Genomic DNA, 23,247 nt, shown 5'->3' on the forward strand with positions numbered 1-23,247 from the left:
GCGCACGGGGCGCGCCACGGTGGCCGTTCGGGGCCCCACCCTGCACCGCAGCGGGTGTGACGGGTGTTGCGGAAGGGCCCGGAGAGATACGATTCCGGCATGCCCGACACGCGCGAATCCCGGGATCGCCCGCCCCCGGCCGTCGAGTCGGATCCGCACGCCCCGCCGCCCAACGCATTCCGTCCCTTGCCGGGCAACATGGCGCGCCCCTCAGGCGGCGCCCCCACGCCCGAGTCCCCCACGGTCGGCGCCCCTGCGCCCGAGTCCCCCGCGCCCGGCTCCCCCACGTCCGAGGCTCCCGCTCCGACGGCGGAGACCTTCGCGCACCGCATCACCGTCGGCATCGTCGCGCCGCTGTTCGGGGCGCGCATCCTCGTCGAGTTGCCCGCGCTCATCGAGGACGTCCGCCGCGGCCACCGCCACGTCGTTCCCCTGACGCTGGCGCAGATCGCCCTGGTCGCCGCGCCCGCCGTGGCCACGGCCCACCCCGATCCCTCCGCTTTTCGACGTACCGCCGCCCTGGCCACCATCGCCTCCTGGCCCGTGGCCGCCGCCGCATCAGCGTCGACGGCGGCCGGCGCACGCGTGCCCGGCCTCACGGTGGGATGGGTCGCGGGCATCACCAGCACGCTGGCCTCGGTGTCCAGCTCCCACTGGGCCGCCGCACTCAATGCCGTGGCGCAGGGGTCCTACATAGGCGTCGTCAAGCACGGGGCCTCGAGAAATCGCGGCGCGGCCTCCCTGTTCTCCGCGTGCGTGATGCCGGCGGCGATTTCCCTGCCCTTCGTCTTCCTGGCGCAGGCGATGATCCTGCGCGCCCGCGAACACGACGCGATCGCGCGGTCGACGGCGGCATCGGCCATCGCCACGGCCCGGTTGTCCGCGGCCAATGCGGAGGCGACGCGGTTCAACGCGCTGCTCCACGACCAAGTGCTCGCCGTGCTCAAGGCCGTGAAGAACGACGTGCCGCCGGCCGACGTGCGGCGGATCGCGACGGGCGCGCTGCGCCTGACCCAACGCGCCGCGGCCGCCGACGACGGTGCCGCCGCCCGCCGGATGACCGGCCTCGCCGCCGGATTGGCCGCCGGCTTCGATCCCGACCGGGCACCGGGGGCGGCCGCGCGCGTGAAAAGGGGCGTCGCGGCCGAGGATCTGGACCGGGCGCTGCGCCGCGTCGTGCTCGAAGCGACCCCCGACTGCCGCATCCGGTCCACCGCGCACGGCCCGCCCGTGCCCGCGGACGTCGCCTCGGCGCTGGAAAGCGCGCTGCGCCAAACGGCCGGCAACTCCGCCCGGCACGCGGGCGAGGGCGTCACGCGGACCTGCGACATCAGCATCCGCGCCGACGGCATCGACCTGGCCTACGCCGACGACGGCCGCGGCTTCGACCCCGCCGACGTGCCCCACGACCGCCTGGGCCTGCGGACGTCCATCCGCGACCGGATGCTCTCCCTCGACGGCGCGACGGTGCGCATCGACTCCCGGCCGGGCGCCGGGACCACCGTCGAGTTCGAATGGACCCCGGAGCCGACGGAAGCGATCCCCGTCTCCATCGCCGACGACGTGGTCACCCGGACGCCACTGTCGGTGCTGGTCGGGGCGGCGATCACCACGCAGATGCTGCTGGAGAAGTCGACCGCGGCCCACCCGATCGCGGCCGCCGCCGGGTGGGCGCTGGGCATGGCCGGCTTCCACGTGCAGCGCCTCACCCCGAAGGGACGGCCGTCGATCCCCCGCACGGCCGCCATCGTCGGGCTGACTTCGGCGGGCACGCTCATTCCGGCGCTGGCGGATGCGCGGACGTCCAATCCGTCGGTGCCCGCGTGGCACGAATACTCCTTCGCGCTCGCGCTGAGCCTCGTCGGCGCGCGCGGCCGCCCGTGGCTGGCGACGGGGACGTCGCTGCTGTGGCTGGCGGGCACCACGGCCCGGGGCCGGCGCAGCTGGACGGGCCTGTCGGCGGCGACCCACGTTCCCGGCATCGTGTTCAGCGGCGCCATCGCGCGTCTGGCCCTCCACGCCGTCAACCGCCGCATCGAGTGGGCCCGCATGACGGAGCGCCGGTTGCTGGACCTGGTCGGCCAGCGCCACGCAGAAAACCGCGTCCGCGAGGCCAACCGCACGTGGCTCGACGACGTCGCCGGGGCCTTCCTGCGCCGCATCCGCCACGTACCCGGCGAGGCATTCACGGCCGACGACCGCACGATGGCGGGGCTCCTCGACGCCCGCATCCGCGATTCGCTGCGCTCCCCGCGCCTGGATCGCCCGGACATCACCGCCCTGGCCTGGGATCTCCGCGTCCGGGGCCTGACGGTGCTGCTCGTAGATGATCGGGGCCCGCGCGGCGGCGCAGAGTGCCCGGCGGGCCTGCTCGACGAGGTCGCCGGCGCTTTCGCGGACATCGCCGACCACGTCGCCGCAGCGGGCATTTCCGATGGCCGCCTCACCGTCCGGCTGCTGCCGCCCGGGCGGTCGAGTTTCGCCACGATCGTGCTCTCTCCCGACGCCGCCGAACCGCGGCGCGTGTCTATCGCCTACTGAGCGCGGCAATACAACTGAGCGCGGCAATACACTCGTGCCCATGTCCTCCTTCATCGGCTACGGCTCCGTCGGCGACGACGAGTCCTCCCGCGCCAACCGCTCCTGGTGGGATTCCGACGCCGCCGATTACCACCGCGAGCATCCCCTCTACCTCGGGGAAGGCCGGCCGGACGGTGATTTCGTCTGGTGCCCGGAGATGCTGCGCGAGGAGCATGCCCTTTTGCTTGGCGACGCCGACGTACTCGCCGATTCCGACGTCCTCGAGATCGGCTGCGGTTCCGCGCCGTGTTCCCGCTGGTTGGCGGCGCACCGCCCTCCGAAGTCCCTGACGGCGTTCGACGTGTCCATGGGGATGCTCGCCCATGGCGTGAAGGCCGCTCGGGCGGGGGCGGGTGCGGTGGCGGGCGAGGGGCCGTCGCAAAGCACAGCCGGCGCGCGGGAGGTCACCGGCGTGAACCTGGTGCATGCCGATGCCGCGGCGATGCCCTTCGCAAAAAACTCGTTTGACGTGGTGTTTTCAGTGTTCGGCGCGATCCCCTTCGTGGCGGATTCGGCGGCTCTCATGCGCGGTGTGGCACGGGTGCTGCGGCCCGGCGGGCGATTCGTGTTTTCCGTGACGCACCCGATGCGCTGGTGTTTTCCCGACGACCCCGGTCCCGCGGGGCTGAAGGCGGGCATCCCGTACTTCCATCGCGAGGCCTACGTCGAGCGTGGCGACGACGGCGCGGCCATCTACGTCGAGCACCACCGGACGATGGGCGACCGCGTGCGCGAGCTCGTCGGGGCGGGGTTCGTGCTCGACGACGTCATCGAGCCGGAATGGCCCGACGACCTCGACGTCACCTGGGGGCAATGGTCGCCGCTGCGCGGGGCGGTGATTCCGGGGACCGCGATTTTCGTGGCGACGCTGGCGGGGTGAACCCGGGCGAAGGTGCACCCGTGTTCGAACGCGGCGGCGCGGCGATCCGGGGGCTTTCCTAGCATGGGGGCATGGAGATCACCTTCGGTTGGGGCCTCGACGGGGCCGCGTGGGAAAAGCCCGGTCACGGCAGTGATTCGGGCGCGGCGCTGGGCCATGCGGCGGTCGGGCCGGCGGGGCTGGCCGGGATTTTGGGCACGCGCCTGGGCATCGGCGGGGTGACGCTCGAGCGCCCGCTGCGCATCGGCGCCTACCGCGACGCGCTGGCGCAGACGCCCCGGCAATGGTGCGGGGCGTCGTTCGAACTGGATGCGTGGGCGGTGGCCAAGAAGATGCTGTCGTGGCGCGACGAGCTCGTCGCCGCGGGGTGGGACGGGTCCCCGGTCGCCGGTGCCTCGCCCCGGCTGGCGGATCTGGCGGACGCCGAGGCGCTTTTCGACGCTCCGGGGGCGGCCGATGATTTCAGGGACGTCGCGGCGATGCTGCGCAGCCTCGTCGCCGGCGGCGTCGAATGGCCGCTGGGCATCGATCGACTGACCATTTTGGGGTCGAGGGACGGGCTGCCCGCGCCGTGGCCGCAGGTCATCGCCGACGTCGAGGCACTCGGCGTGGACGTGGCGGAAGAAGACGCCCCGGCCGCCGTGGAGCGCCTGCGCGTCATTTCCGCGGCCACGGAATGGGAGGCGGCGGAAGCGGCGGCGCGGATTCTGGCCACGTCGGGTGGCACGCTCGTGGCCACGCACCACACCGAGGTTCTGGATCAGGAGCTGTCCCGCCGCGGCATGGCGCGGCTGGGAGCGTTGGAGACCTCGGACCAGCGCGCGACGGCGCAGATCCTGCCGATGTTCCTGGCGGCGATTTGCGGCCCCATCGACGTCCACGCCATCGCCGCGTTCCTGGACATGGGGCTGACCACCACCGATACCCGCACCGGCGAGGTCATCGATTTGGGCGTCGTCCCGTCGGTCATCCGCCGCGGGCTCCTCGGTGCGCTCGCGGCCCAGCCCGGCGTCGGCGGCCCGGCATGGCTCGGCGCGCTGGAGACCATCCGGGCCGACATCGCCGCCCGGGCCGACGAGGTCGAAGGGGTGGACAAGGCCGTCGCGGCGAATCGGGCGACGGTCCACGGCGAGCTCCTGGACACGCTGGATTCGTACCTGCGCACCTCGCGCATCGAGTTCGCCGACGGGCAGTGCGGCACGGCGGCGATCATCGAGCGGCTGGAGTGGCTGGCACAGCGCCTGCGCAACATGGGCGCGGTGTTCGACGCTCCCGAGCTGCTCGTCGCCGGCCGGTCGGTGTCCACGGCGATCGAGGTGCTCGGGCGCCAGGACGTCGTCGGCGAGCGCGAGCTGCAGAGGATCCTCGAAGACTGCGGTTCCGCGCAGGCCTCTCCCCTGGCCGGTGCCGAAGCCGCCGAAGGGACGCGTGTGCCCTCGCCGGCGCTGATCCGCCATCCCGGCCCCGTCGTCTGGTGGGGAGCCGTCGACGATGGCCGGAGCGAGCGCCGGATCTGGACGCCGGAGGAAGTCCGCATCCTCGCGGCGGCCGGCGTCGAGGTCCCCGACCCCGGCACGCTGGCGACGTTGTCGGCCACCGCCGATGTGGCGGGCCTGTGCCGGGCCGGCGACGTCATCGCCATCGTCCCCACCGTCATCGACGGCGCGGCGACGACCCGGCACCCCGCACTGTCGTTCGCCGCCCACGGCAGCGCCGGATACGACGAGGACGACTCCGAGTTCACCGCCCGGGAGCTCGTCGCCGACGGCACCTGGGCATTCGGCGACGCCTCCCTTCCCCTGGACGTCCCGGAGCCCTTCGTGCCGGACGCCGACGCCATCGCGGCGAATGCGACCGCGCGGTCGGTGCCGCCGGGCACGCACCTGCTGCCGGATCGGCTGTCCTACTCCCAGATGGAGAAGCTCCTGGTCCATCGCCTGGAGTGGCTGCTGGCGTACCCACTGCGCATCCGGCAAGGCTGGGTGACGGACATCCCCACCGGAAACAGGATGATCGGCACCTTCCTCCACGCGATCGTGGAGAAGATCGTCGAGGACGACCTCGATGGCGCCGACGCCGGCACCGTCCGGACCTGTTTCGCCGAGCTGCTCCCCCACTACGCCTCGGAGCTGAACCTGCCGGGCAACGCGCGACTGCGCCAGCAGGTCGAGGCGGAGGCACTGGAGAGCATCCCCGAGCTCTTCGGGTCGCTGCGGCGCGGCGGCATGGTCGTCACCGCCGCCGAGGCCCCGATCACGAAGGAGCTCGTGCTCACGCTCCGCGATCCCGACGGCGATCCGGGCGGCAATTCGGGCGACGCGGCGAACGTCCACGAGCATCCGGTCACGCTGGTGGGATTCCGCGACCTCGACGCCGAAACGTCCGATGGCACCACCGTGGTCATCGACATGAAGTACTCGGTGAGCCGCCACAAGTACGGCCGGCTCATCGAATCCGGCCGCTCCCTGCAGCTGGCCACCTATGCGTGGTCGGTCGCCGAGGAGCTGCCACTGGAGAGCATCGTCACCGCCTACTTCGAGCTGAAGTACGGCCGCTTCGATTCGCTCGACCCGGCGCTCGGCGGCATGGCCCCGGCGAACGGGGCGATCGACCCGGAAACGCTGTGGCGCCGGGCCGTGACCTCCGTCGAGGATGCGCTGTCCGAGATCATGTTCGCCGGAGTCGTCAGGGACGAGGGCAACGCCATGCTCGTCGCCGCCGGCGGCGTCGAACGGGAGATCACCAAGAGGTCGGCCAACGCGTCCGAGGCCGCCGACATGAACGACCGCTACCTGCCCATGGACACCGCCAAGTACGTGGACTACGGGATCATCACCGGCATCGAGGCCGATCCGTCATGAGCGATGGGAACCAGAAGAACACCATGAAGTCGACCATCATCACCGCCAGCGCCGGCACCGGCAAGACGTACACCATCACCGGCAAGCTGGCGGACCGGATCAAGGATGGGCTGTCGCCGTCGGCGATCATCGCCACGACCTTCACCACCAAAGCCGCCGGCGAACTGTCGGAGCGCATCCGCTCCAGGCTCATGGAGGCCGGCCTGGTCGACGAGGCGCAGGCCATCGGTTCCGCCCTGGTGGGCACGGTCAACTCGGTGTCGGCGACGCTGGTGCGCGACTTCGCCATCGACGCCGGTTTGTCCCCTGAATTGGAGACGCTCACCGAGGACGCCGCCGATCGCGCCTTCGGCCTGGCCTGCGATGCGGTCATCGCCGACGCCGAAGACGCCCACCGCGACCTGTTCCGGCGCACCGGCTACGACCGGCCCGTCGATGCGTTCGAGTTCGACAAGCGCAGGTCCTTCTCCGACACGGTCCGGGCCATCGCCGACACCGCGCGCCAGAATCTCATCGGCGCGGAGTCCCTCGCCGCCGACGCGGAGGACTCCGTGGCGGAACTGATCGGGGTGCTCGACCAGGTCGCCGCCGAAGGCACCGGCGACGAGCGGGCGACGTGGGCGGCCCAGGCCATCGACGCCTGCGAATCCGCCATCGAACTCGACGCCGGCGACGAGCGCAATGCCGCCGTCGGCCGCCGGCGCAAGTACGCCGACCTGGCCAAGGACATGGCCGGCCCCCTCGATCGGATCTCGTGGAACGAGTGGGCGAAACTCGCCGGCGTGACGTCCCCCAAGCCCATCGCCGCCTTGTTCGCGGGCTTCTCCGACATTGCCGCGGGCATCGCCGCCAATCCCGCGTATCGACGGGACATGGCCACCCTGACCCACCTGGTCATCGGCACGGCGGCGGAATGCCTGGCCGCCTACGACGCCCACAAGAAGGCCCTCGGCCTCATCGACTTCACCGACCAGGAAGTCCTGGCGCTGGAGCTCATCACCACCTCGCCGTCGGTCCGCGCCGCCATCGCCGAGACCTACGAGGTGCTGGTCGTCGACGAGTTCCAGGACACCAACCCCATCCAGCTCGCCCTCTTCTTCCAGCTGGGCGAACTGGCCGGCGAGGTCATCTGGGTCGGAGACCCGAAGCAGTCGATCTACGGCTTCCGCGGTTCCGATCCGCAGCTGATGGCCGCCGCATTCGACGAGTTGGCCGCGCACGGCACCGTCGAAAAGCTCGATCGGTCCTGGCGTTCCTTCAGGGAACCACTGGCGCTGACCAACGAACTGTTTTCCGCGTCGATGCCGGACGCCGACGTCCGCCTCCGCGTCGCCGAAGCGAAGATGTTCGAGCACAAGGGCGGTGACGTGCGCATTTGGCAGCCGTCCACCGACGGCGGCACCTCGAATGCGCCGTGGTTCGGGGCGATCACGAAGGGCGTGGCGTCGCTCATCGCCGAGGGCACCGCGCCGAAGGACATCGCGGTGCTCGCGCGGTCGAAGTCCAACGTGGAGAGCATCGTCGGAGCGCTCACCGATGCGGGCATCCCCTGCACCGGCGACAAGGCGGATCTGGGCTCGGCCCGCGAAGGCCAGGTCATCCGCGCGGGGCTCGGGTTCCTGCTCGACCCGCGGGACACGCGCTCGCTGGTCGAGCTGATCGTGCTGTGCGACGACCACTCGGCGCACGACGACTGGTTCGCGCGGCTCACCGCCTCGGACACGACGCGGGAATCGAGGAGCGAGCTGCTGCGGTCCTGGGCCGACGACGATGCGCTGGCCCCGTTGCAGCAGCTGCGCACGGCCGCGGTGAATCTCACGCCCGTCGAATGCGTCCGCCAGGTCATCGACGCACTCGACCTGCGCAGGCGCATCGTGGGGTGGACGCGGCCGTCGCGGCGCATGGGATCGCTCGATGCCTTCACCGGGTTGGCGCGCGAGTACCAGGACGAAACCCGTTCGGCGGGCGGGGCGACGTCGCTGTCCGGGTTCCTCAATTGGTTCGACTCGATCGACGACCTGCCGCAGGCCGGCGGCGATGACGATTCGGTGTTCGTGGGCACCATGCATTCCTCGAAGGGCCTCGAGTGGGACGCCGTGTGCGTGGCGGTGCCCAAGCCGAAGGACATGTTCACGCCCGATGGCCACTGGGTGGCCTCGCGGGAGGCCCCGACGCTGACGGATCCGCTGGGCAAGCGTTACCTGCGCTTTTGGCCGGCGGCACCGGACAAGGCGGCGCTGATCGTCGAGGCGATGGCCGCCCAGCCCGTGCAGCGGGAGCGCGCGGCGGCCGAGGTCGAGGACGCCCGCCGCCTGGCCTACGTGTCGCTGACGCGAGCGGCCAAGCACTCGATCCTCTGCGCCCGCTCGGGGTTCGGGGACTTCGCCGCGGTGAAGGGCACCCCGGTGACCATGACCCCGGACGATGGCCACGTACTGGTCAAGGACGCCGCCGGCAATGAGGTCGCCGTGCCCGCCACCATCGAGACGATGATCTGGGACGACGCCGACGCTGACGCCGCCGCCCCCGTGCCCTCGCCCCACCGCCCCGGACTGGATCCGATGCGCGGCCCCGCCCGGACCGGGCGGCTGGTGCCGGCGCGCATCGCGCCGTCGTCGATCGCAGCCACCGAGGAGCAACGGGCGACTGCCGCCGTCGTCGAACGCGCCGTGCTGGGCACCCCTTTGGTGTCCGGCGGCGGCCAGCATTGGGAGCGCGTGGGCGAAGCCGTCCACGGATACCTCGGTCTGCCGCTGGCCGCCCTTGGCGACGACCTGCGCGCGCAGGCCGCCGAGCGGCTCATCGCATCGTGGGGCGTGGGCGCCCACGTGTCCGCGGAGACCATGGTGGACATCGGCACGCGTTGGCTGGGCTGGCTCGATCGGGAGTTCCCGGGTGCCGTGATCCGCTCGGAGGTTCCGGTCACCTGGCGCAACGACGCCCATCAGGTGCACGAGGGCTGGATCGACCAGATCCTCGAGCTTCCCGACGGTCGCCTGATCCTCGTCGACCACAAGACCTACCCCGGCGACGATCCCATTGACCACGTCCGGAAGAACTACATCGGGCAGCTCTCCGGATATGCCGACGCCCTGGAGCTGGCGGGCGCGGGACGCCCCGCCGAGATCCTGGTGCACCTGCCGCTGAAGGGACAGGTGGTGGCGATCAGGCCGTAGGCGATGAGGCCCCGGCGCGGCGCCGGTCCCGCGCCGCCGGGCCTCGGCTACCGCCTCAACTCCAACCTCGGCCAATCACCGAGATCATGGAGCATCTGGCGGTCGTGGGTCGCCACGATGACGGCCGCAGTGGTGGAGCGCACATGCTCCGTCAGCTCATCGACGAGATGGGCCGACAAGTGGTTCGTCGGCTCATCGAGCATGATCAAATCCGGGCGCGCCGCAATGCACATGGCCAATTGCAGTCGTCGCTGCTGCCCCTGCGACAATCTGCCGACTGGGGTGCGCAGAGATTCCGGGCCGAGCAGTCCCATGCTGGTGAGAGATGGGGCCCCGGGCTCCGCACCGCGCTCGCGTTCCCAAATCGCGGAAGGCATTTCAGTCGGATCCCAATCCGGAACTTCCTGCGACAAGAGCCGGACGACGCAGTCCTCCCCAACCGCCCGAAAACCGGTTTCTGGCCGCACGAGCCCGGCGAGCACCGACAACAACGTCGATTTGCCGGCGCCGTTCGGCCCCACGATGAGCAGCTTGTCTCCGCCTTCCACCCGCAATGACGCGGGGATGTCCAGGCGTCCGGGCACGATCACGTCGTCCACTCCGAGAAGGAACGCCCCGGTTCTGGTTCCCGGGTCCGGCGGACGAAAGCTCAGGGGCGGCGCCGGATCTGTGATCCGGTGACTCTCGAGCTCATCGACTCGGCGATTGAACGCCTGCACCGCCGAGGCGCCCCGGGTGGCGCGCTGGTGCTTGCCCGTTCCCTTTGGCGGTCGCCACCCACCGCGCAGTCGGCCGCGCGCCTCATCGGCGGCGCGGGTGAGCTCATCGAGCTCGCCCATCTGACGGGCGTGGTCCTGCTCCCACGATTCCCGCTCGCGGCGCCGTCCTTTCATCCAGCCGCCATACCCTCCCGAGTAGAGCCGGGGCTTACCGTCCCGGGTCGGATCGAGGTCGAGAAAATCGGTGGCAACGTCGCGCAAGAGCGCCCGGTCATGGCTGACCACGGCGAACCCCCCGGGCCTTTCCTTCAGCGCACGGGTGAGGTACGACAGTGCGGCGGCGTCGAGGTGATTGGTCGGCTCATCCAAGAGCAGAAGATCGGAGGTCGACCCAAGCGCGAGCGCCAATCGGACGCGGTAGCGCTGGCCGACCGACAGGGTCGATAGGACCCGGTTCCGGTCGGTGCTGGCACCGAGACCTTCGAGTGACATGTCTATCCTGCGCTCGGCATCCCACGCATCGAGTTGGGTCGCGGTCTCGAGAGCTTCGGCGTACGCCTCGTCGGCGCCGTCGACTCCGGCCGCGATGTCGTCGGCGGCCGCGTCCAGGCGACCGAGCGCCAAGCGAGCATTTCCGACGGCTTCGGTGATCACTGCACCGACGGTCCGGCCGTCTGCGGCATCGAGCTCCTGGTCTACGACGGTGATGCTGCCGGCGCGATCGATGGCTCCCTGATCGGGAGCCACCCGGCCAGCCAAAACATTGAGCAGCGTGGTCTTACCGCGGCCGTTCTCGCCGACGATCGCCAGCCGCGAACCGGCGGAGACCGTGACGTCGACGTCCACCAGAATTGGGCGGCCGCCCAGGGCTGCGCCGACACCGCGGAGCCGGATGTGCGACGCCGCGCCAGCGGAGACCGCGGCGGAGGATGCGGGATAGGCCGCGGGTGAAACAGATGAAGATTCGGGATTGGTACGGGACATTTCGGGAAAGTGCTTTCAGCTCGTCTCGGAGCCGGGCAGCCGAAAAGGGCCGCCCGGTGATTGATCACCTGGACGGCGTGCGAAATGCCAATGGTTCGATCCGGGCCGGGGTGGAATTCACCCGGGCCGGGTCACGTGGTGTCCGCCGCCGTCAGCGGCGGAAACGGAGCTTCATCGAGGCGGTGCCTGCGTACATGCGCCCACCGTAACACGTCGGGGTCGTCTCGCAGTCGAGCAGTGGCTCCCCATGCGACCTCTCGGGGAGCAACACCTAGTGCGCCGCCTCGTCCCAGTTGCCGCCGGCGCCGACGGACACGTCGAGCGGCACCTTCAAATCGAAGGCGGCGTCCATCTCGCGGCGCAGCATCTCCTCAATGACCTCCCGCTCGCCGGGCGCGACCTCCACGACCAATTCATCGTGGACCTGCAGCAACACGCGGGACTTGAGGCGGCCACCGCTCGCGCCGCCCCGTCGCAAAGCATCGTCGACGCGGAGCATGGCCACCTTGATGATGTCCGCCGCCGTGCCCTGGATCGGCGAGTTCAGCGCCGCGCGCTCGGCCATGTCGCGGGCCATGCGATTGTCGGAATTGAGGTCCGGCAGGTAGCGGCGGCGGTCGAACAGCGTCGCGGTGTAGCCGTCCTTGCGGGCCCGCTCCACCACGCCATCGAGGTAGGCGCGCACGCCGCCGAAACGCTCGAAGTACTCCTCCATGAGCTTTTTCGCCTCGCCCTGCGGAATGTCGAGCTGCTGGGCCAGGCCAAACGCAGACAGCCCGTACGCCAGGCCGTAGGACATCGCCTTCACGCGGCGGCGCAGCTCGGGCGTCACGCCGTCGATGGGCACGTCGAACACCTTCGAACCGACGTAATTGTGCAGGTCCTCGCCACGCCGGTAGGCGTCGATGAGGCCCTCGTCGCCGGACAGGTGCGCCATCACGCGCATCTCGATCTGCGAATAGTCGGCGGTGACCAGGCCCTCGTACCCCTCACCGGCGACGAACGCCGAGCGGATCTCGCGGCCGAACTCGGTGCGCACGGGGATGTTCTGCAGGTTCGGCTCGGTCGACGACAGGCGGCCGGTCGCGGCGACGGTCTGGTTGAACGTCGTGTGGATGCGCCCGTCCTCGCCGACGGCCTTGACCAGGCCCTCGACGGTCGACTTCATTTTCTGCGCCTCGCGGAACGCCATGAGCCGCTCGAGGAACGGGTGGTCGTTGGTCTTGGCCAGGTTCTCCAGCTCCTTGGCCGCCGTCGAATACCCGGTCTTGGTCTTCTTGGTCTTCGGCATGCCCAGCTGGTCGAACAGGACCTCCTGCAGCTGCTTGGGCGAACCGAGGTTGAGCTCCGGGCGCTCGACGATCTCGCGCGCCGCGTCCTCGGCGGTCGACTGGGCCTGCGCCGCCTGGTCGCGCAGGGACTTGAGCTTGTCGACGTCCACCGCGATCCCCGCCCGCTCCATCCTCGCCAGCACCGGCGCCAGAGGCACCTCGATGTCGGCGTAGACGTCGTAGAGACCATTTGCGTCGAGTTCCGCGGCCAGTGCCCCGGCGAGGTCGTAGACCGCCGCGACGCGGTCGGCGTTGCCGGGGCCGGGCTCGTCGAGGAGCGTCAGCTGCCCTTCGGCCTGTGCCAGCGTGCGGTTCAAGTGGCGCTGGAGGATGTTGTCCAGCGAGTAACTGCGCTGGCTGGGGCGCAGCAGGTACGACGCCAGGAACGTGTCGTGGACGACGCCGCCGAGATCGAGCTCGTGGCCCCACAGCGCGTGCATGGTCGCCTTCGCATCGTGGACCAGCTTCGGGTGATCGCCGGCCAGCCACTCGGCCAGCGCCTCGGAGTCGGCGGGAACGAGGGAGGCCGGGTCGAGGACCACGGCGGACACGGACGCCGTGTCGGCGCCAACCGCGTCAGCGCCATCGGCGTGCTCCGAGGCGGCGATCGCCAGCTCCCCGCCGGAAAAATCGACGGCCGCGGGACCGCGGCGGGACTGCAGCCATGCGCCGAGTGCGTCGTCGTCAAGCTGCTCGACGACCACCTCCGTGCCCGCATCCCCCTCGCTGGCGGTGACCCCCGCGCCCTCCACGGACAAGGTGCGGAACACCCGGTCGCGCAGGGACTCGCCGAACTCGAGGCGGTCGAAGAAGTCGGCGATGCCCTGCGCGTTGGCCGGGCGCAACTCCAGCTCGCCCGGGCCGTAGGGCAAGGGAAGATCCTTGACCATCTCGGTGAGATCGCGGTTCATCTGCACGGCGGCCACCCGCTCGCGCAGGCTGTCGCCGACCTTGCCGCGGACCTCGTCGACGCGGTCGATGAGCTCGGCGAGGCTGCCGTACTGCAGGATCCACTTCTGCGCCGTCTTCTCGCCGACGCCCGGCACGCCCGGCAGATTGTCCGACGGATCGCCGCGCAGCGCCGCGAAATCCGGGTACTGCGCCGGCGTCAGGCCGTACTTCTCCTTCACCGCATCGGGCGTGAAGCGGTGCAGCGTGGACACCCCGCGCATGGGATAGAGGACCGTCGTCGAATCGTTGACCAACTGCAGCGCGTCGCGGTCGCCGGTGACGATCAGCGTCTCGAACCCCTCCGGCAGCGCCTCGGTGGCCAGCGTGGCGATAATGTCGTCGGCCTCGTAGTTGTCCTTCTCCAGCGTCACGATGCCCATCTCCTGCAGCACCTGCTGCAGCAGCGGCACCTGGCCGCGGAACTCCTCCGGCGTCTTGTCGCGCTGGGCCTTGTACTCCGGGAACTTGTCGGTGCGGAAGGTCTTGCGGCCGACGTCGAAGGCCACCGCCACGTGCGTCGGCTTCTCCTCCGCGAGCAGGTTCGACAACATGGACAGGAACCCGTACACCGCATTGGTGAACTGCCCGCCCGTGGTGGAAAAATTGTCGGTGGGCAACGCGAAGAACGCGCGGAACGCCATGGAGTGTCCGTCGACGAGCATGAGGGTGCGTTTCATGCCGACCAGTGTAGGAAAATCGGCCCACGGCCTCCGAGAGCGGGCCGGACTGGTGCGACACCCCCAGTTACGGGGGCATCGGGGGTGCTACCCCCGACAAAAGTGGGTATCGAGAGTCTCAATTCGGAACTATGTCCCGATTGTACTGAACCTATGCAACGTATGGCGCCGCGGAATTCACCCCCTATCGGGGCTCAAACCCCATTCATGCACCCCCGCAATGAGTGATTATCGGGCACCCTAACTAGGTTCATACCCCCGTGGGCTTTATGCTGACCACATGGAAAGCGATACCTCCCGCCCGCGCCGCCAGAACTCCGCGGCGACCCGGGCCCGCATCGTCGAGGTGGCCGCGGATTACTTCACCCGCAAGCCGTTTTCGAAGGTCTCCCTCAAGGAGATCGCCACCGAGGCCGGCGTCAGCGCACCCTTGATCATCAAGTACTTCCGCACGAAGGAAGGCCTGCTCGAGGAGCTGATCAACTTCGAGCCGATGAAGGACGTGATCTGCGATGCGCCGTTCGGCGACATCGGCACGTCGCTCGCCGACGACGCACTCCACGGCGACCGCTCCTCCACGAGCTCGCTCATCGCGCTGCTGATGGCCACCGCCGGCAGCCCGGCCGCCGTCCAGACGGTCACCGACCAGTTCCAGGACGTCATCGGCGGCGCCCTGTTCGACCGCATCCGCAACGAGGCCCCCGGCGTCACCGGCGACGACGACGCCGAGCAGCGCTGCCAGTACGCGCTGGCCATGTACACCGGCCTGGCCTCCGTCCTGGTCAGCTACGCCCGCGGCATCCCGACCGAGGGCACGTCTGCCGTGCAGTCCTACGGCGCCCACATCCAGCGCGTGCTGGAAACGCCCACCCAGTAGCCCGTTTCCGCCACCGGCGCGCGGGTGTGACGCGCGCTACCCGGTTCCACCACCGGTTTTCCGTACCCGACCGAGTATCATCGCGACGCGATGGATACCAACGAAAACTCCCGGCCCTCCCGTGATCGCCGACCGCACCGCACGCCGGCGCCGGTCGACGCCCCCGCCACGAGCACGGACCCCCGCCCGCCGACGGTCGGCGGCACCGCGGCCAACGTCGTCCGCGGCGGCCTGATCGGCCTCGCAGAGACCATCCCCGGCGTCTCCGGCGGCACGGTGGCCCTGGTCACCGGCATCTACGAGCGACTGATCGCGTCGGCGAAGAACATCACGGAGATCCCCAAGGACCTGGCGACCAAGGGCGACTGGCGCGCCTCGGCCCGCAAGATCGACTGGTGGCTGCTGCTGCCGGTGGCCATCGGCATGCTCGCGGTCGTGTTCTCCATGGCCGGCATCATGGAGTCCTTCGTCACCGACCAGCCGGTCGCGTCGAAGGCCCTGTTCATGGGCATGATCGCCATGTCGGTGCTCATCCCCTTCCAGGAGATCCGCCCGGGCGCCATGGACCGGCCCGGCATGCGCGGCAAGGCCATCGCCGTGTTCGTGCTGTTCGCGGTGGCCACGTTCTGGCTGACGTCGCTGCCGCAGGCGGCCGCGTCGTCGGATCCGTCGCTGTGGCTCGTCTTCGCCGCAGCGTCCGTCGCCATCTGCGCCCTGGTCCTGCCGGGCGTGTCCGGCTCGTTCTTCCTCCTGGTCGTGGGCCTGTACGCCCCGACGATGGCGGCCGTCGACCAGCGCAACTTCGCCTACCTGGGCGCGTTCATGCTGGGCGCGCTGGTGGGCATCGTGCTGTTCGTCCGCCTTCTCGAGTGGCTCCTCGAGCACAAGCACACCGTCACCCTCGTCGCCATGGCGGGCCTGCTGCTCGGTTCGCTGCGCGCCCTGTGGCCGTGGCAGGCCGAGGACGGCTCGATGGTGCGCGCCGGCGACGATTGGCCGATGGCCCTGGGATTGTTCGTCCTCGGCGCCGCCATCGTGGGCGTCGTGGCCTGGGTGCAGCACCGTTTCTCCGAGCCCGAGCCGGTGCGCTAAGATTCTTCGAGTTGCTTCACGACGGCCACCGCCGCACCTGGAGCAGCCTGGAGCGCCCCTGTAGCCCAATTGGCAGAGGCAACGGATTCAAAACCCGTCCAGTGTGGGTTCGAGTCCCACCGGGGGCACCAACCGAACACCCCGTTCACCTGTTTCTCGCAGGTGGGCGGGGTTTTCTTGGCTTCGGGCACGGCACCTTTACGCCCTTTTCTCGCCTGAATCTGCGCCATTGTGAGCCAAGAGTGAGCCACGAAAGAGCCGCGTAACCACCCTCGCGCCCTGGGAACGAAATGCGAATACGGCCCGTTGTCCGCAGAAGCGTCGGAGTCGTTCGACTGGGCATCGGCCGCAGATTCCGCTGCAGACGCTGCCGCATCGTCGGCCTTCTTCGCGGCCCCTCCTGCACCGGTAGCGGGGGTGGCTGTGTCGGTCATCGTGTCCTCCTGCGATCGATGTGCGGATATGACAAAACCTCGCCACCACCTGGGTGCGGGGTCAGCTGCCTCGTCAGGATGCGAACCTGGGCTACCTGAACCAAACGGTTGCGTCCTGCCATCCAGACGACAAACATTTCCTAGGGCACGCGCGACGAAGCCAGGCGCACCTCCCATTGAGGTGCCCGAGCTAATCGTCTGCTTCGAGGTACGTTTGGATTCCTCGCTTCTCCAAGCCGAACTTCAGGCCAGGCGAGATTTGGTTGAATTTGAGCCACTCCCTGGCCCCGGCGACTTGCTCAAGGGGCGAGGCTTCGGTCAAGCCGAGTTTTCGCATCAGCCCAGCCCAAGACACCGGGCCGGGGAAGCTTCGGGGGGTGTGGAAGGCTGCAGCGGCTTGTTCGTCTTGCCACACGTCGTAGAGGTGCTTGTTGATTTCCGTCATGTCGACACCTCCACGTGGATCACTGGAATCTCGTCGTCAGTCTCGGAGATTTCCACGAGGCGCATCGTGACGTCGGAAGGAAGTAGCAGTTCTTCCTGCTCACGATACTCTGATCCCTCGCGCCCATGGGTGGGCATCCAATTCCCTGGCCTTAACCTTGAAATTTGCGATCCATGCCTTGCCAACGGTGAACCGCGCTCTTTTCCGCTTCGGCGTAGATCACGGAACGTGACCGGGGGCACCAACCGAACACCCCGTTCACCTGTTTCTCGCAGGTGGGCGGGGTTTTCTCGGCTTCGGGCACGGCCGCGCGGGAGCGATCGCCGTAGAGTGGGCGTCACCATCCACGGGGTGCGACGATCGATAGCCGCAAAGGAGGCCAGCGAATGCGGGACATGTCGGGTGACAACGGCCCGGGCGGAACCGGCGATTCACGGGGCCCGGACGGCAACGACGGATTCGGCGCGCAGTACTCGCTACCGAAGACGTGGAAGACCATCCTCGCGGCCCTCGCGCTGATCCTCGGCGCCGCCGCGCTGTTCGGCGCGATCGTCATGCGCGGCGTGCCGGGCATCGCCATCGGCATCGCGCTGGCCGCGGGCCTGATCGTCCCCGCCGCCTGGTGGCTGTGGCACGAAAACCGCGAGCACCGCGCCGCCGTCGACCCCGACGCCCCCGCCGCCATGCTCGACCGCCGCTGGCGATTCATCGCGCCGATCTCCGTGGTGCTCTTGGCCATCGGCGGGCTCCTCGCCATCGCCCTGCCGGCCCCCGATGACGCGGCGACCACGCCGGAGGAAGAGACCTCCTCGCACCGCACCGCGCCGAAGCCGTCCCGCTCCTCGACGTCGAAGACTCCGGGCACGCGCTCCACGACGACGACGCAATCGACCACGACCTCGTCGTCGACAACCTCCACCTCCTCGTCCACGTCGGAATCGTCGGACACGTCGGAAACGGAGACGTCGACGTCGTCAAGCACTCGCCCCACGACGCCCTCGACGCGCCCGACCAGCGAGCCCACGAGCCCGCCGACCACCGAGCCACCGACGACGCAGCCGACGACTCCGCCGACCACCCAGCCGCCCACGACCCAGCCGACGGAACCGACCCAGCCCACCCAGCCGACGCAGCCGACGAACACCCCCTCCCCACCGACTGAACCGCCAGCGTAGGGCGTCCATTAGGCTTACTTGACGAACCGACGGGCGAACGGCGCCCGGCCGATCCACGAGGAGCCGACGCAGATGGCCAGCGGCAAGGGCAATAACCAGGGCGAAGACCAGGGCAGCATCCGGGGCGACAACGGGGGCCACGACAGGGCCGACGACAACGTCGAGTCGCTCGACGGGCCGATCAGCACCGAGGAGATCTTCAAGGCGCACGAGGGCGGCAAGCTCATCACCGCCTCGACCCTGCCGCTGGACTCCACCCGCGACCTGTCCATCGCCTACACCCCCGGCGTCGCCCAGGTCTGCGAGGCCATCCACGACGACCCGAAGCTGACGCGGACCTACACCTGGACCGGCAACAACGTCGCCATCATCTCCGACGGCACCGCCGTGCTCGGCCTCGGCGACATCGGGCCCAAGGCCGCGCTGCCCGTCATGGAGGGCAAGGCCCAGCTCTTCGGCCGCTTCGCCGGCCTCAACGCCGTGCCGATCGTCCTGGACACCACCGACCCCGACGAGCTCGTGGACACCATCGCGCGGCTCGCGCCGTCCTTCGGCGGCATCAACCTCGAGGACATCTCCGCCCCGCGGTGCTTCGAGGTGGAGCGCCGGCTCGACGAGCAGCTGGACATCCCGGTGTTCCACGACGACCAGCACGGCACCGCGATCGTCATCACCGCCGGCCTGCGCAACGCCTGCAAGCTCACCGACCGCCGACTGGAGGACCTCAAGGTGGTCATCTCCGGCGCCGGGGCCGCGGGCGTTGCGACGACCCGCATGCTCCTGTCCGCCGGGGTCACCGACATCGTCGTCGTCGACTCCCGCGGCATCATCCACGAGGGCCGCGAGCCGCTCAACGAGGTCAAGGCGACCATCGCCGAGCTGACCAACCCCCGCGGGCTGCAGGGCACGATCACCGACGCGCTCGTCGGCGCCGACGCCTTCATCGGCGTCTCCGCCGGCCACCTCAACTCCGAGCAGGTGTCCCAGATGGCCGAGGGCCCGTTCCTGTTCTCCCTGGCGAACCCCAACCCGGAGATCCCCCAGAAGATCGCGCTGCAGTACGGCTCGATCGTGGCCACCGGCCGGTCGGACTACCCGAACCAGATCAACAACGTGCTGGCGTTCCCGGGCATCTTCAAGGGCGCGCTGTCGGCCGGGGCGACGAGGATCACCAAGTCGATGAAGCTCGCCGCCACCCGCGCCATCGCCGCGGTGACCGCCGAGGACCTGCGACCGGACTACATCATCCCCTCGCCGCTGGATCCCCGCGTCGCCCCGGCCGTCGCCGCCGCCGTCGAGGTCGCCGCCCGCAATGATTCGACGTCGGGGGCCGCCCGCTAAACTCTTCTCCCATGAGAAGACCCCTCGCCGCCGCCGCGGCCACCCTGGCGGCCGCATTGACAGTGGGGCTGGCCGGCTGCGTCACCAACGACGAAGGCGGCCACCCCGACGGGTGGGAACCGGTCACCCCGGAACCCGTGCCCGAGCTCGCCGCGCAGGTCCCCGACGACATCCGCGCCCGCGGGAGCATTTCCATCGGCACCAACCCCCCGTTCGCCCCGCTGGAGTTCAAGGACGCCGAAGGCGAGATCATCGGTTTCGACCTCGACCTCGCCCGCGCCACCGCCGACGTGCTCGACCTGGAGCTGGAGGTGCGGGAACAGGACTTCACCCTGATCCTGCCGTCGATCTCGGCGGGCACCGTCGACTTCGGCGCCTCGGGCTTCACCAGCAACGAGGAACGCCGCCAGACGTACGACTTCGTCGACTACCTGGACACGGGCCTGCAGTGGGCCCGGCCGGCGGGATCGACCATCACGCCCGACGACGCCTGCGGCCGCGAGATCGCCGTCCAGCGCGGCACCGTCGCCGAGATGGAGGACCTGCCCGTGCGCAGCGACGCGTGCGTCGAGGCGGGCAAGGAGCCGATCAAGCGCCTGGCCTACCAGGACGCCGGCACCGCCGCGACGGCCGTCGTGCTCGGCCGCGCCGACGCCATGGCCGCCGACTCCCCCGTCTCCGCGTGGGCCGTCGCCCGTGCCGACGGGAAGCTGGAGATGGCCGGCGACATCTACGACGGCGCACCGTTCGGCTGGCCCGTGCCCAAGGACTCCGAACTGGCCCCGCTGCTGGCCGACGCATTGCAACACCTCATCGACACCGGTGAATACGAGCGCATCCTGACCATGTGGGGGCTCGACGACGGCGCCGTGGACCAGGCGCGCATCAATGGAGAGGACATCCGATGACGGACAGGACCAGCGCGAGCGCGAGCGGCACCCGCCGCGAGCCGACCGAGCGCGAGCTCGACGCCCCGATCAAGGCCAAGCCGCTGCCCCACCCGGGCCGCTGGATCGGCGCCGCCATCCTGCTGGCGCTGGCCGCGTGGTTCGTCATCGGCGCCGCGCGCAACGAGGCCTACCACTGGGACGTCTACTTCCAGTACCTCCTGGACACCCGCATCGCCACCGCAGCGCTGCACACGCTGGCGCTGACCATCCTGGCGATGCTCATCGGCATCGTCGGCGGCGCGCTCATCGCCGTGCTTCGCATGTCGGACAACCCGGTGCTGTCCACGATTTCGTGGATCTACCTGTGGATCTTCCGCGGCACCCCGGTGTACGTCCAGCTGGTCTTCTGGGGCCTGCTGGGCACGATCTACAGCTCGATCGGCGTCGGTTTCGCCGAGATCGACCTGCAGACCGCACTGCAGAACACGTTCCTGCTGGCTGTGCTGGGCCTGGGCCTGAACGAAGCCGCGTACATGGCCGAGATCGTCCGCGCCGGCATCCAGGCCGTCCCCGAGGGCCAGACCGAGGCGTCGAAGGCGCTGGGCATGAGCTGGGGCCAGACGATCCGCCGCACGATCCTGCCGCAGGCGATGCGCATCATCATCCCGCCGACCGGCAACGAGTTCATTTCGCTGCTGAAGACCACGTCGCTGGTCGTCGCGGTGCCCTACACCGCCGAGCTGTACGGTCGCGCCACGGACATCGCCAACGAGCTGTTCCTGCCGGTGCCGATGCTGCTCGTCGCCGCCACCTGGTACCTGGCCATCACGTCGATCCTCATGGTCGGCCAGCACTTCCTGGAGAAGCACTTCGCCAAGGGCGCCACGCGCCATCTCACGGCCCGCCAGCTCGCGGCCCTGGCCGACGCCGAGGGCGTGCCCCCGATCAACGCCCGCGTCGTGGAGAAGTCCGAGCGCGCCAACTACGAGGAGAACCCGCGATGAGCCCCGCCAACTCCAACCAGGCCAACGCCAACCGGGCCGCCGACGCGGCCACCTCCTACCCCGCCACCGCCGCCGGCCCGATGGTCGAGGCCCGCCACGTGCGCAAGTCCTTCGGCCGCCTGGAGGTGCTCAAGGGCATCGACCTGGAGGTCCCCCGCGGCACGGTGACGTGCCTCATCGGCCCGTCCGGGTCGGGCAAGTCGACGCTGCTGCGCTGCGTCAATCACCTGGAGCAGGTCAATGCCGGGCGCCTGTACGTCGACGGCGAGCTGATCGGCTACCGCGAGCGCGATGGCGTCCTGCACGAGATTTCGCCGCGCGACGCCGCGAAGCAGCGCGCCGGCATCGGCATGGTCTTCCAGAACTTCAATCTCTTCCCGCACCGCACGGTGCTCGGCAACATCGTCGAGGCCCCGATGCACGTCAAGGGCGTCAAGCAGGACCAGGCCCACGATCGCGCGATGGAGCTGCTCAACCAGGTCGGGCTGGCACACAAGGCCGACGCGTACCCGGTGCAGTTGTCCGGTGGCCAGCAGCAGCGCGTGGCCATCGCGCGGGCGCTGGCGATGGACCCCAAACTGATGCTTTTCGACGAGCCGACCTCCGCCCTCGACCCCGAGCTCGTCGGTGACGTCCTGGCCGTGATGCGCGGTTTGGCCGATGACGGCATGACCATGATGGTGGTCACCCACGAGATGGCCTTCGCCCGCGAGGTCGCGGATCAGGTCGTGTTCATGGATGACGGCATGGTCGTCGAGGCCGGCTCCCCCGAGCAGGTTCTGGGCGATCCGCGGGAGGACCGCACGAAGTCCTTCCTGTCCTCGCTGTTCTAGCTGTTCTAGCTGCTCCAGCCGACCGGGCCGCGGCCCCGCCGCCACTCCACGTGGTGCAGCGCCCGGCACGCTAACCCACCTCGAATGGCCTAACCCACCCGCTACAACGGGCCGTTTTCACCATTCGGGGTGGGTTTGCAGGGATGGGGGGAAGGGGCGGCGGCTAGATCATCCCGATCAGGCCGCGCACCAGCGTCACCGCGGCACCGGTCGAGGCGACGATGAGCGCCAGTCGGCGGGCCTTGCGCACGTCGATGCGCGAGGCGATGCGGGTGCCGGCCTTGAGCCCGGCGATCATCGCCACCACCCCGATCGCCCACAGGTACCACGGGGCGGTGGGGATCAGCGGCTCGGCGGCCGACAGCTCCTTCGCCGCCAGCGACACCGCGCCGGAGACGAAGAACAGCGGCTGCAGCGTCGCCGCGAAGGACTTCTGCGGCCACCGGCTCGCCTGCGCATACACGGTGATGGCGGGCCCGGCGATGCCGGCGAGGGTGTTCATGAAACCACCGGCCGCACCGGAGGCCATGGCGTAGCCCTTCCCATCGACGCGCATGTGGGCGGGCATGAACGTGGTCACCGCCAAACCCAGCAGCACCACGCCTCCGACGATGACCTGCAGCGGCGCCGTCGGCGTCGAATGCACCACCCACGCGCCGGGTATCGCCCCCGCCAGCATGATGGGCCCGATCAGCCAGAACTTGCGCCAATCGACGTTCTCGCGCACCGACATCGTCTGGAACACGGCGATGACCGCGGCCAGGACGTTGATGATCAGCACGCCCGCGACGGGGCCCACCAGCAAACTGAGCACCGGCGCGCCGATGAGCCCCAGGCCCATGCCGGACACCCGCTGCAAACAGGCGCCGATGAGCGCCACCAGGGCAATGACGAGCAACGCCCACGTCGATAGGTCCATGGGCGGAGATGTTACCTTCCGCCCATGGGCCGCCCGACGTGGGCGTTGGCCGTCGCAAAGCACGGGGCCCGGGGCCCC

15 protein-coding genes and 1 tRNA gene are annotated in these 23,247 nt (G+C 69.7%); 12 read left to right on the forward strand and 4 right to left on the reverse strand.

Features of this window, described 5'->3' with window-relative positions; translation table 11 throughout:
* The first annotated feature begins 99 nt into the window (after positions 1-99).
* The 4 genes from ACFWGD_RS03005 (at position 100) to ACFWGD_RS03020 (ending at position 9,497) form a co-directional block, all read left to right on the forward strand.
* Positions 100-2,541 (forward strand): ATP-binding protein, encoded by a 2,442-nt coding sequence (locus tag ACFWGD_RS03005; RefSeq protein WP_377777052.1) that lies wholly within the window; start codon positions 100-102, stop codon positions 2,539-2,541.
* A gap of 40 nt (positions 2,542-2,581) precedes the next feature.
* Positions 2,582-3,460: a methyltransferase domain-containing protein gene (locus tag ACFWGD_RS03010; RefSeq protein ID WP_377777053.1), complete on the forward strand. Its 879-nt coding sequence runs from the start codon at positions 2,582-2,584 to the stop codon at positions 3,458-3,460.
* A 71-nt stretch (positions 3,461-3,531) separates the two neighbouring features.
* Positions 3,532-6,321, forward strand: a complete 2,790-nt coding sequence (locus ACFWGD_RS03015) for a PD-(D/E)XK nuclease family protein (protein ID WP_377777054.1) — start codon at positions 3,532-3,534, stop codon at positions 6,319-6,321.
* A complete protein-coding gene (locus tag ACFWGD_RS03020) occupies positions 6,318-9,497 on the forward strand; it encodes a UvrD-helicase domain-containing protein (protein ID WP_377777055.1) in 3,180 nt (1,059 codons plus the stop codon). The genes ACFWGD_RS03015 and ACFWGD_RS03020 overlap by 4 nt, the downstream gene beginning before the upstream one ends.
* A 47-nt stretch (positions 9,498-9,544) precedes the next feature.
* Here ACFWGD_RS03020 and ACFWGD_RS03025 read toward each other — a convergent pair whose 3' ends face one another.
* Complete coding sequence (locus ACFWGD_RS03025) at positions 9,545-11,200, reverse strand: ABC-F family ATP-binding cassette domain-containing protein (protein WP_377777056.1); 1,656 nt, start codon at positions 11,198-11,200, stop codon at positions 9,545-9,547.
* Positions 11,201-11,471: 271 nt separating this feature from the next.
* Positions 11,472-14,159 carry a DNA polymerase I gene (gene polA / locus ACFWGD_RS03030; protein ID WP_377777057.1) on the reverse strand — a complete coding sequence of 896 codons (2,688 nt, stop codon included), beginning with the start codon at positions 14,157-14,159 and terminating at the stop codon, positions 11,472-11,474.
* A 280-nt stretch (positions 14,160-14,439) separates the two neighbouring features.
* On the opposite strand from polA, the gene ACFWGD_RS03035 reads away from it, so the two are divergent.
* The 3 genes from ACFWGD_RS03035 to ACFWGD_RS03045 all read left to right on the forward strand — a co-directional run bounded on the left by ACFWGD_RS03035 (position 14,440) and on the right by ACFWGD_RS03045 (position 16,259).
* Positions 14,440-15,036 (forward strand): TetR/AcrR family transcriptional regulator, encoded by a 597-nt coding sequence (locus tag ACFWGD_RS03035; RefSeq protein ID WP_377777058.1) that lies wholly within the window; start codon positions 14,440-14,442, stop codon positions 15,034-15,036.
* A 90-nt stretch (positions 15,037-15,126) separates the two neighbouring features.
* Entirely contained in the window at positions 15,127-16,128 is a 1,002-nt protein-coding gene (locus ACFWGD_RS03040) for a DUF368 domain-containing protein (protein WP_377777059.1), read from the forward strand.
* Positions 16,129-16,182: 54 nt separating this feature from the next.
* Positions 16,183-16,259: transfer RNA gene (locus ACFWGD_RS03045), tRNA-Leu, on the forward strand.
* Positions 16,260-16,752: 493 nt separating this feature from the next.
* On the opposite strand, the gene ACFWGD_RS03050 is transcribed toward ACFWGD_RS03045, so the two are convergent.
* Positions 16,753-17,007, reverse strand: coding sequence for a hypothetical protein (locus tag ACFWGD_RS03050; protein ID WP_377777060.1), 255 nt, complete (start codon positions 17,005-17,007; stop codon positions 16,753-16,755).
* Positions 17,008-17,393: 386 nt separating this feature from the next.
* Here ACFWGD_RS03050 and ACFWGD_RS03055 point away from each other — a divergent pair, with 386 nt between their 5' ends.
* The 5 genes from ACFWGD_RS03055 to ACFWGD_RS03075 all read left to right on the forward strand — a co-directional run bounded on the left by ACFWGD_RS03055 (position 17,394) and on the right by ACFWGD_RS03075 (position 22,250).
* Complete coding sequence (locus tag ACFWGD_RS03055) at positions 17,394-18,182, forward strand: hypothetical protein (protein ID WP_377777061.1); 789 nt, start codon at positions 17,394-17,396, stop codon at positions 18,180-18,182.
* 18 nt (positions 18,183-18,200) lie between these two features.
* Complete coding sequence (locus ACFWGD_RS03060; protein WP_377777062.1) at positions 18,201-19,523, forward strand: NADP-dependent malic enzyme; 1,323 nt, start codon at positions 18,201-18,203, stop codon at positions 19,521-19,523.
* Positions 19,524-19,534: 11 nt separating this feature from the next.
* A complete protein-coding gene (locus ACFWGD_RS03065; RefSeq protein WP_377777064.1) occupies positions 19,535-20,431 on the forward strand; it encodes an ABC transporter substrate-binding protein in 897 nt (298 codons plus the stop codon).
* Complete coding sequence (locus tag ACFWGD_RS03070; protein ID WP_377777065.1) at positions 20,428-21,417, forward strand: amino acid ABC transporter permease; 990 nt, start codon at positions 20,428-20,430, stop codon at positions 21,415-21,417. The genes ACFWGD_RS03065 and ACFWGD_RS03070 overlap by 4 nt, the downstream gene beginning before the upstream one ends.
* A gap of 80 nt (positions 21,418-21,497) precedes the next feature.
* Positions 21,498-22,250 (forward strand): amino acid ABC transporter ATP-binding protein, encoded by a 753-nt coding sequence (locus tag ACFWGD_RS03075; RefSeq protein ID WP_377777473.1) that lies wholly within the window; start codon positions 21,498-21,500, stop codon positions 22,248-22,250.
* Positions 22,251-22,413: 163 nt separating this feature from the next.
* On the opposite strand, the gene ACFWGD_RS03080 is transcribed toward ACFWGD_RS03075, so the two are convergent.
* On the reverse strand, positions 22,414-23,169 hold the full coding sequence (locus ACFWGD_RS03080) for a sulfite exporter TauE/SafE family protein (protein ID WP_377777067.1): 756 nt from the start codon (positions 23,167-23,169) through the stop codon (positions 22,414-22,416).
* Positions 23,170-23,247 lie beyond the last annotated feature (78 nt).

The organism is Corynebacterium sp. NPDC060344, assembly GCF_042725215.1.
Lineage (GTDB): Bacteria > Actinomycetota > Actinomycetes > Mycobacteriales > Mycobacteriaceae > Corynebacterium.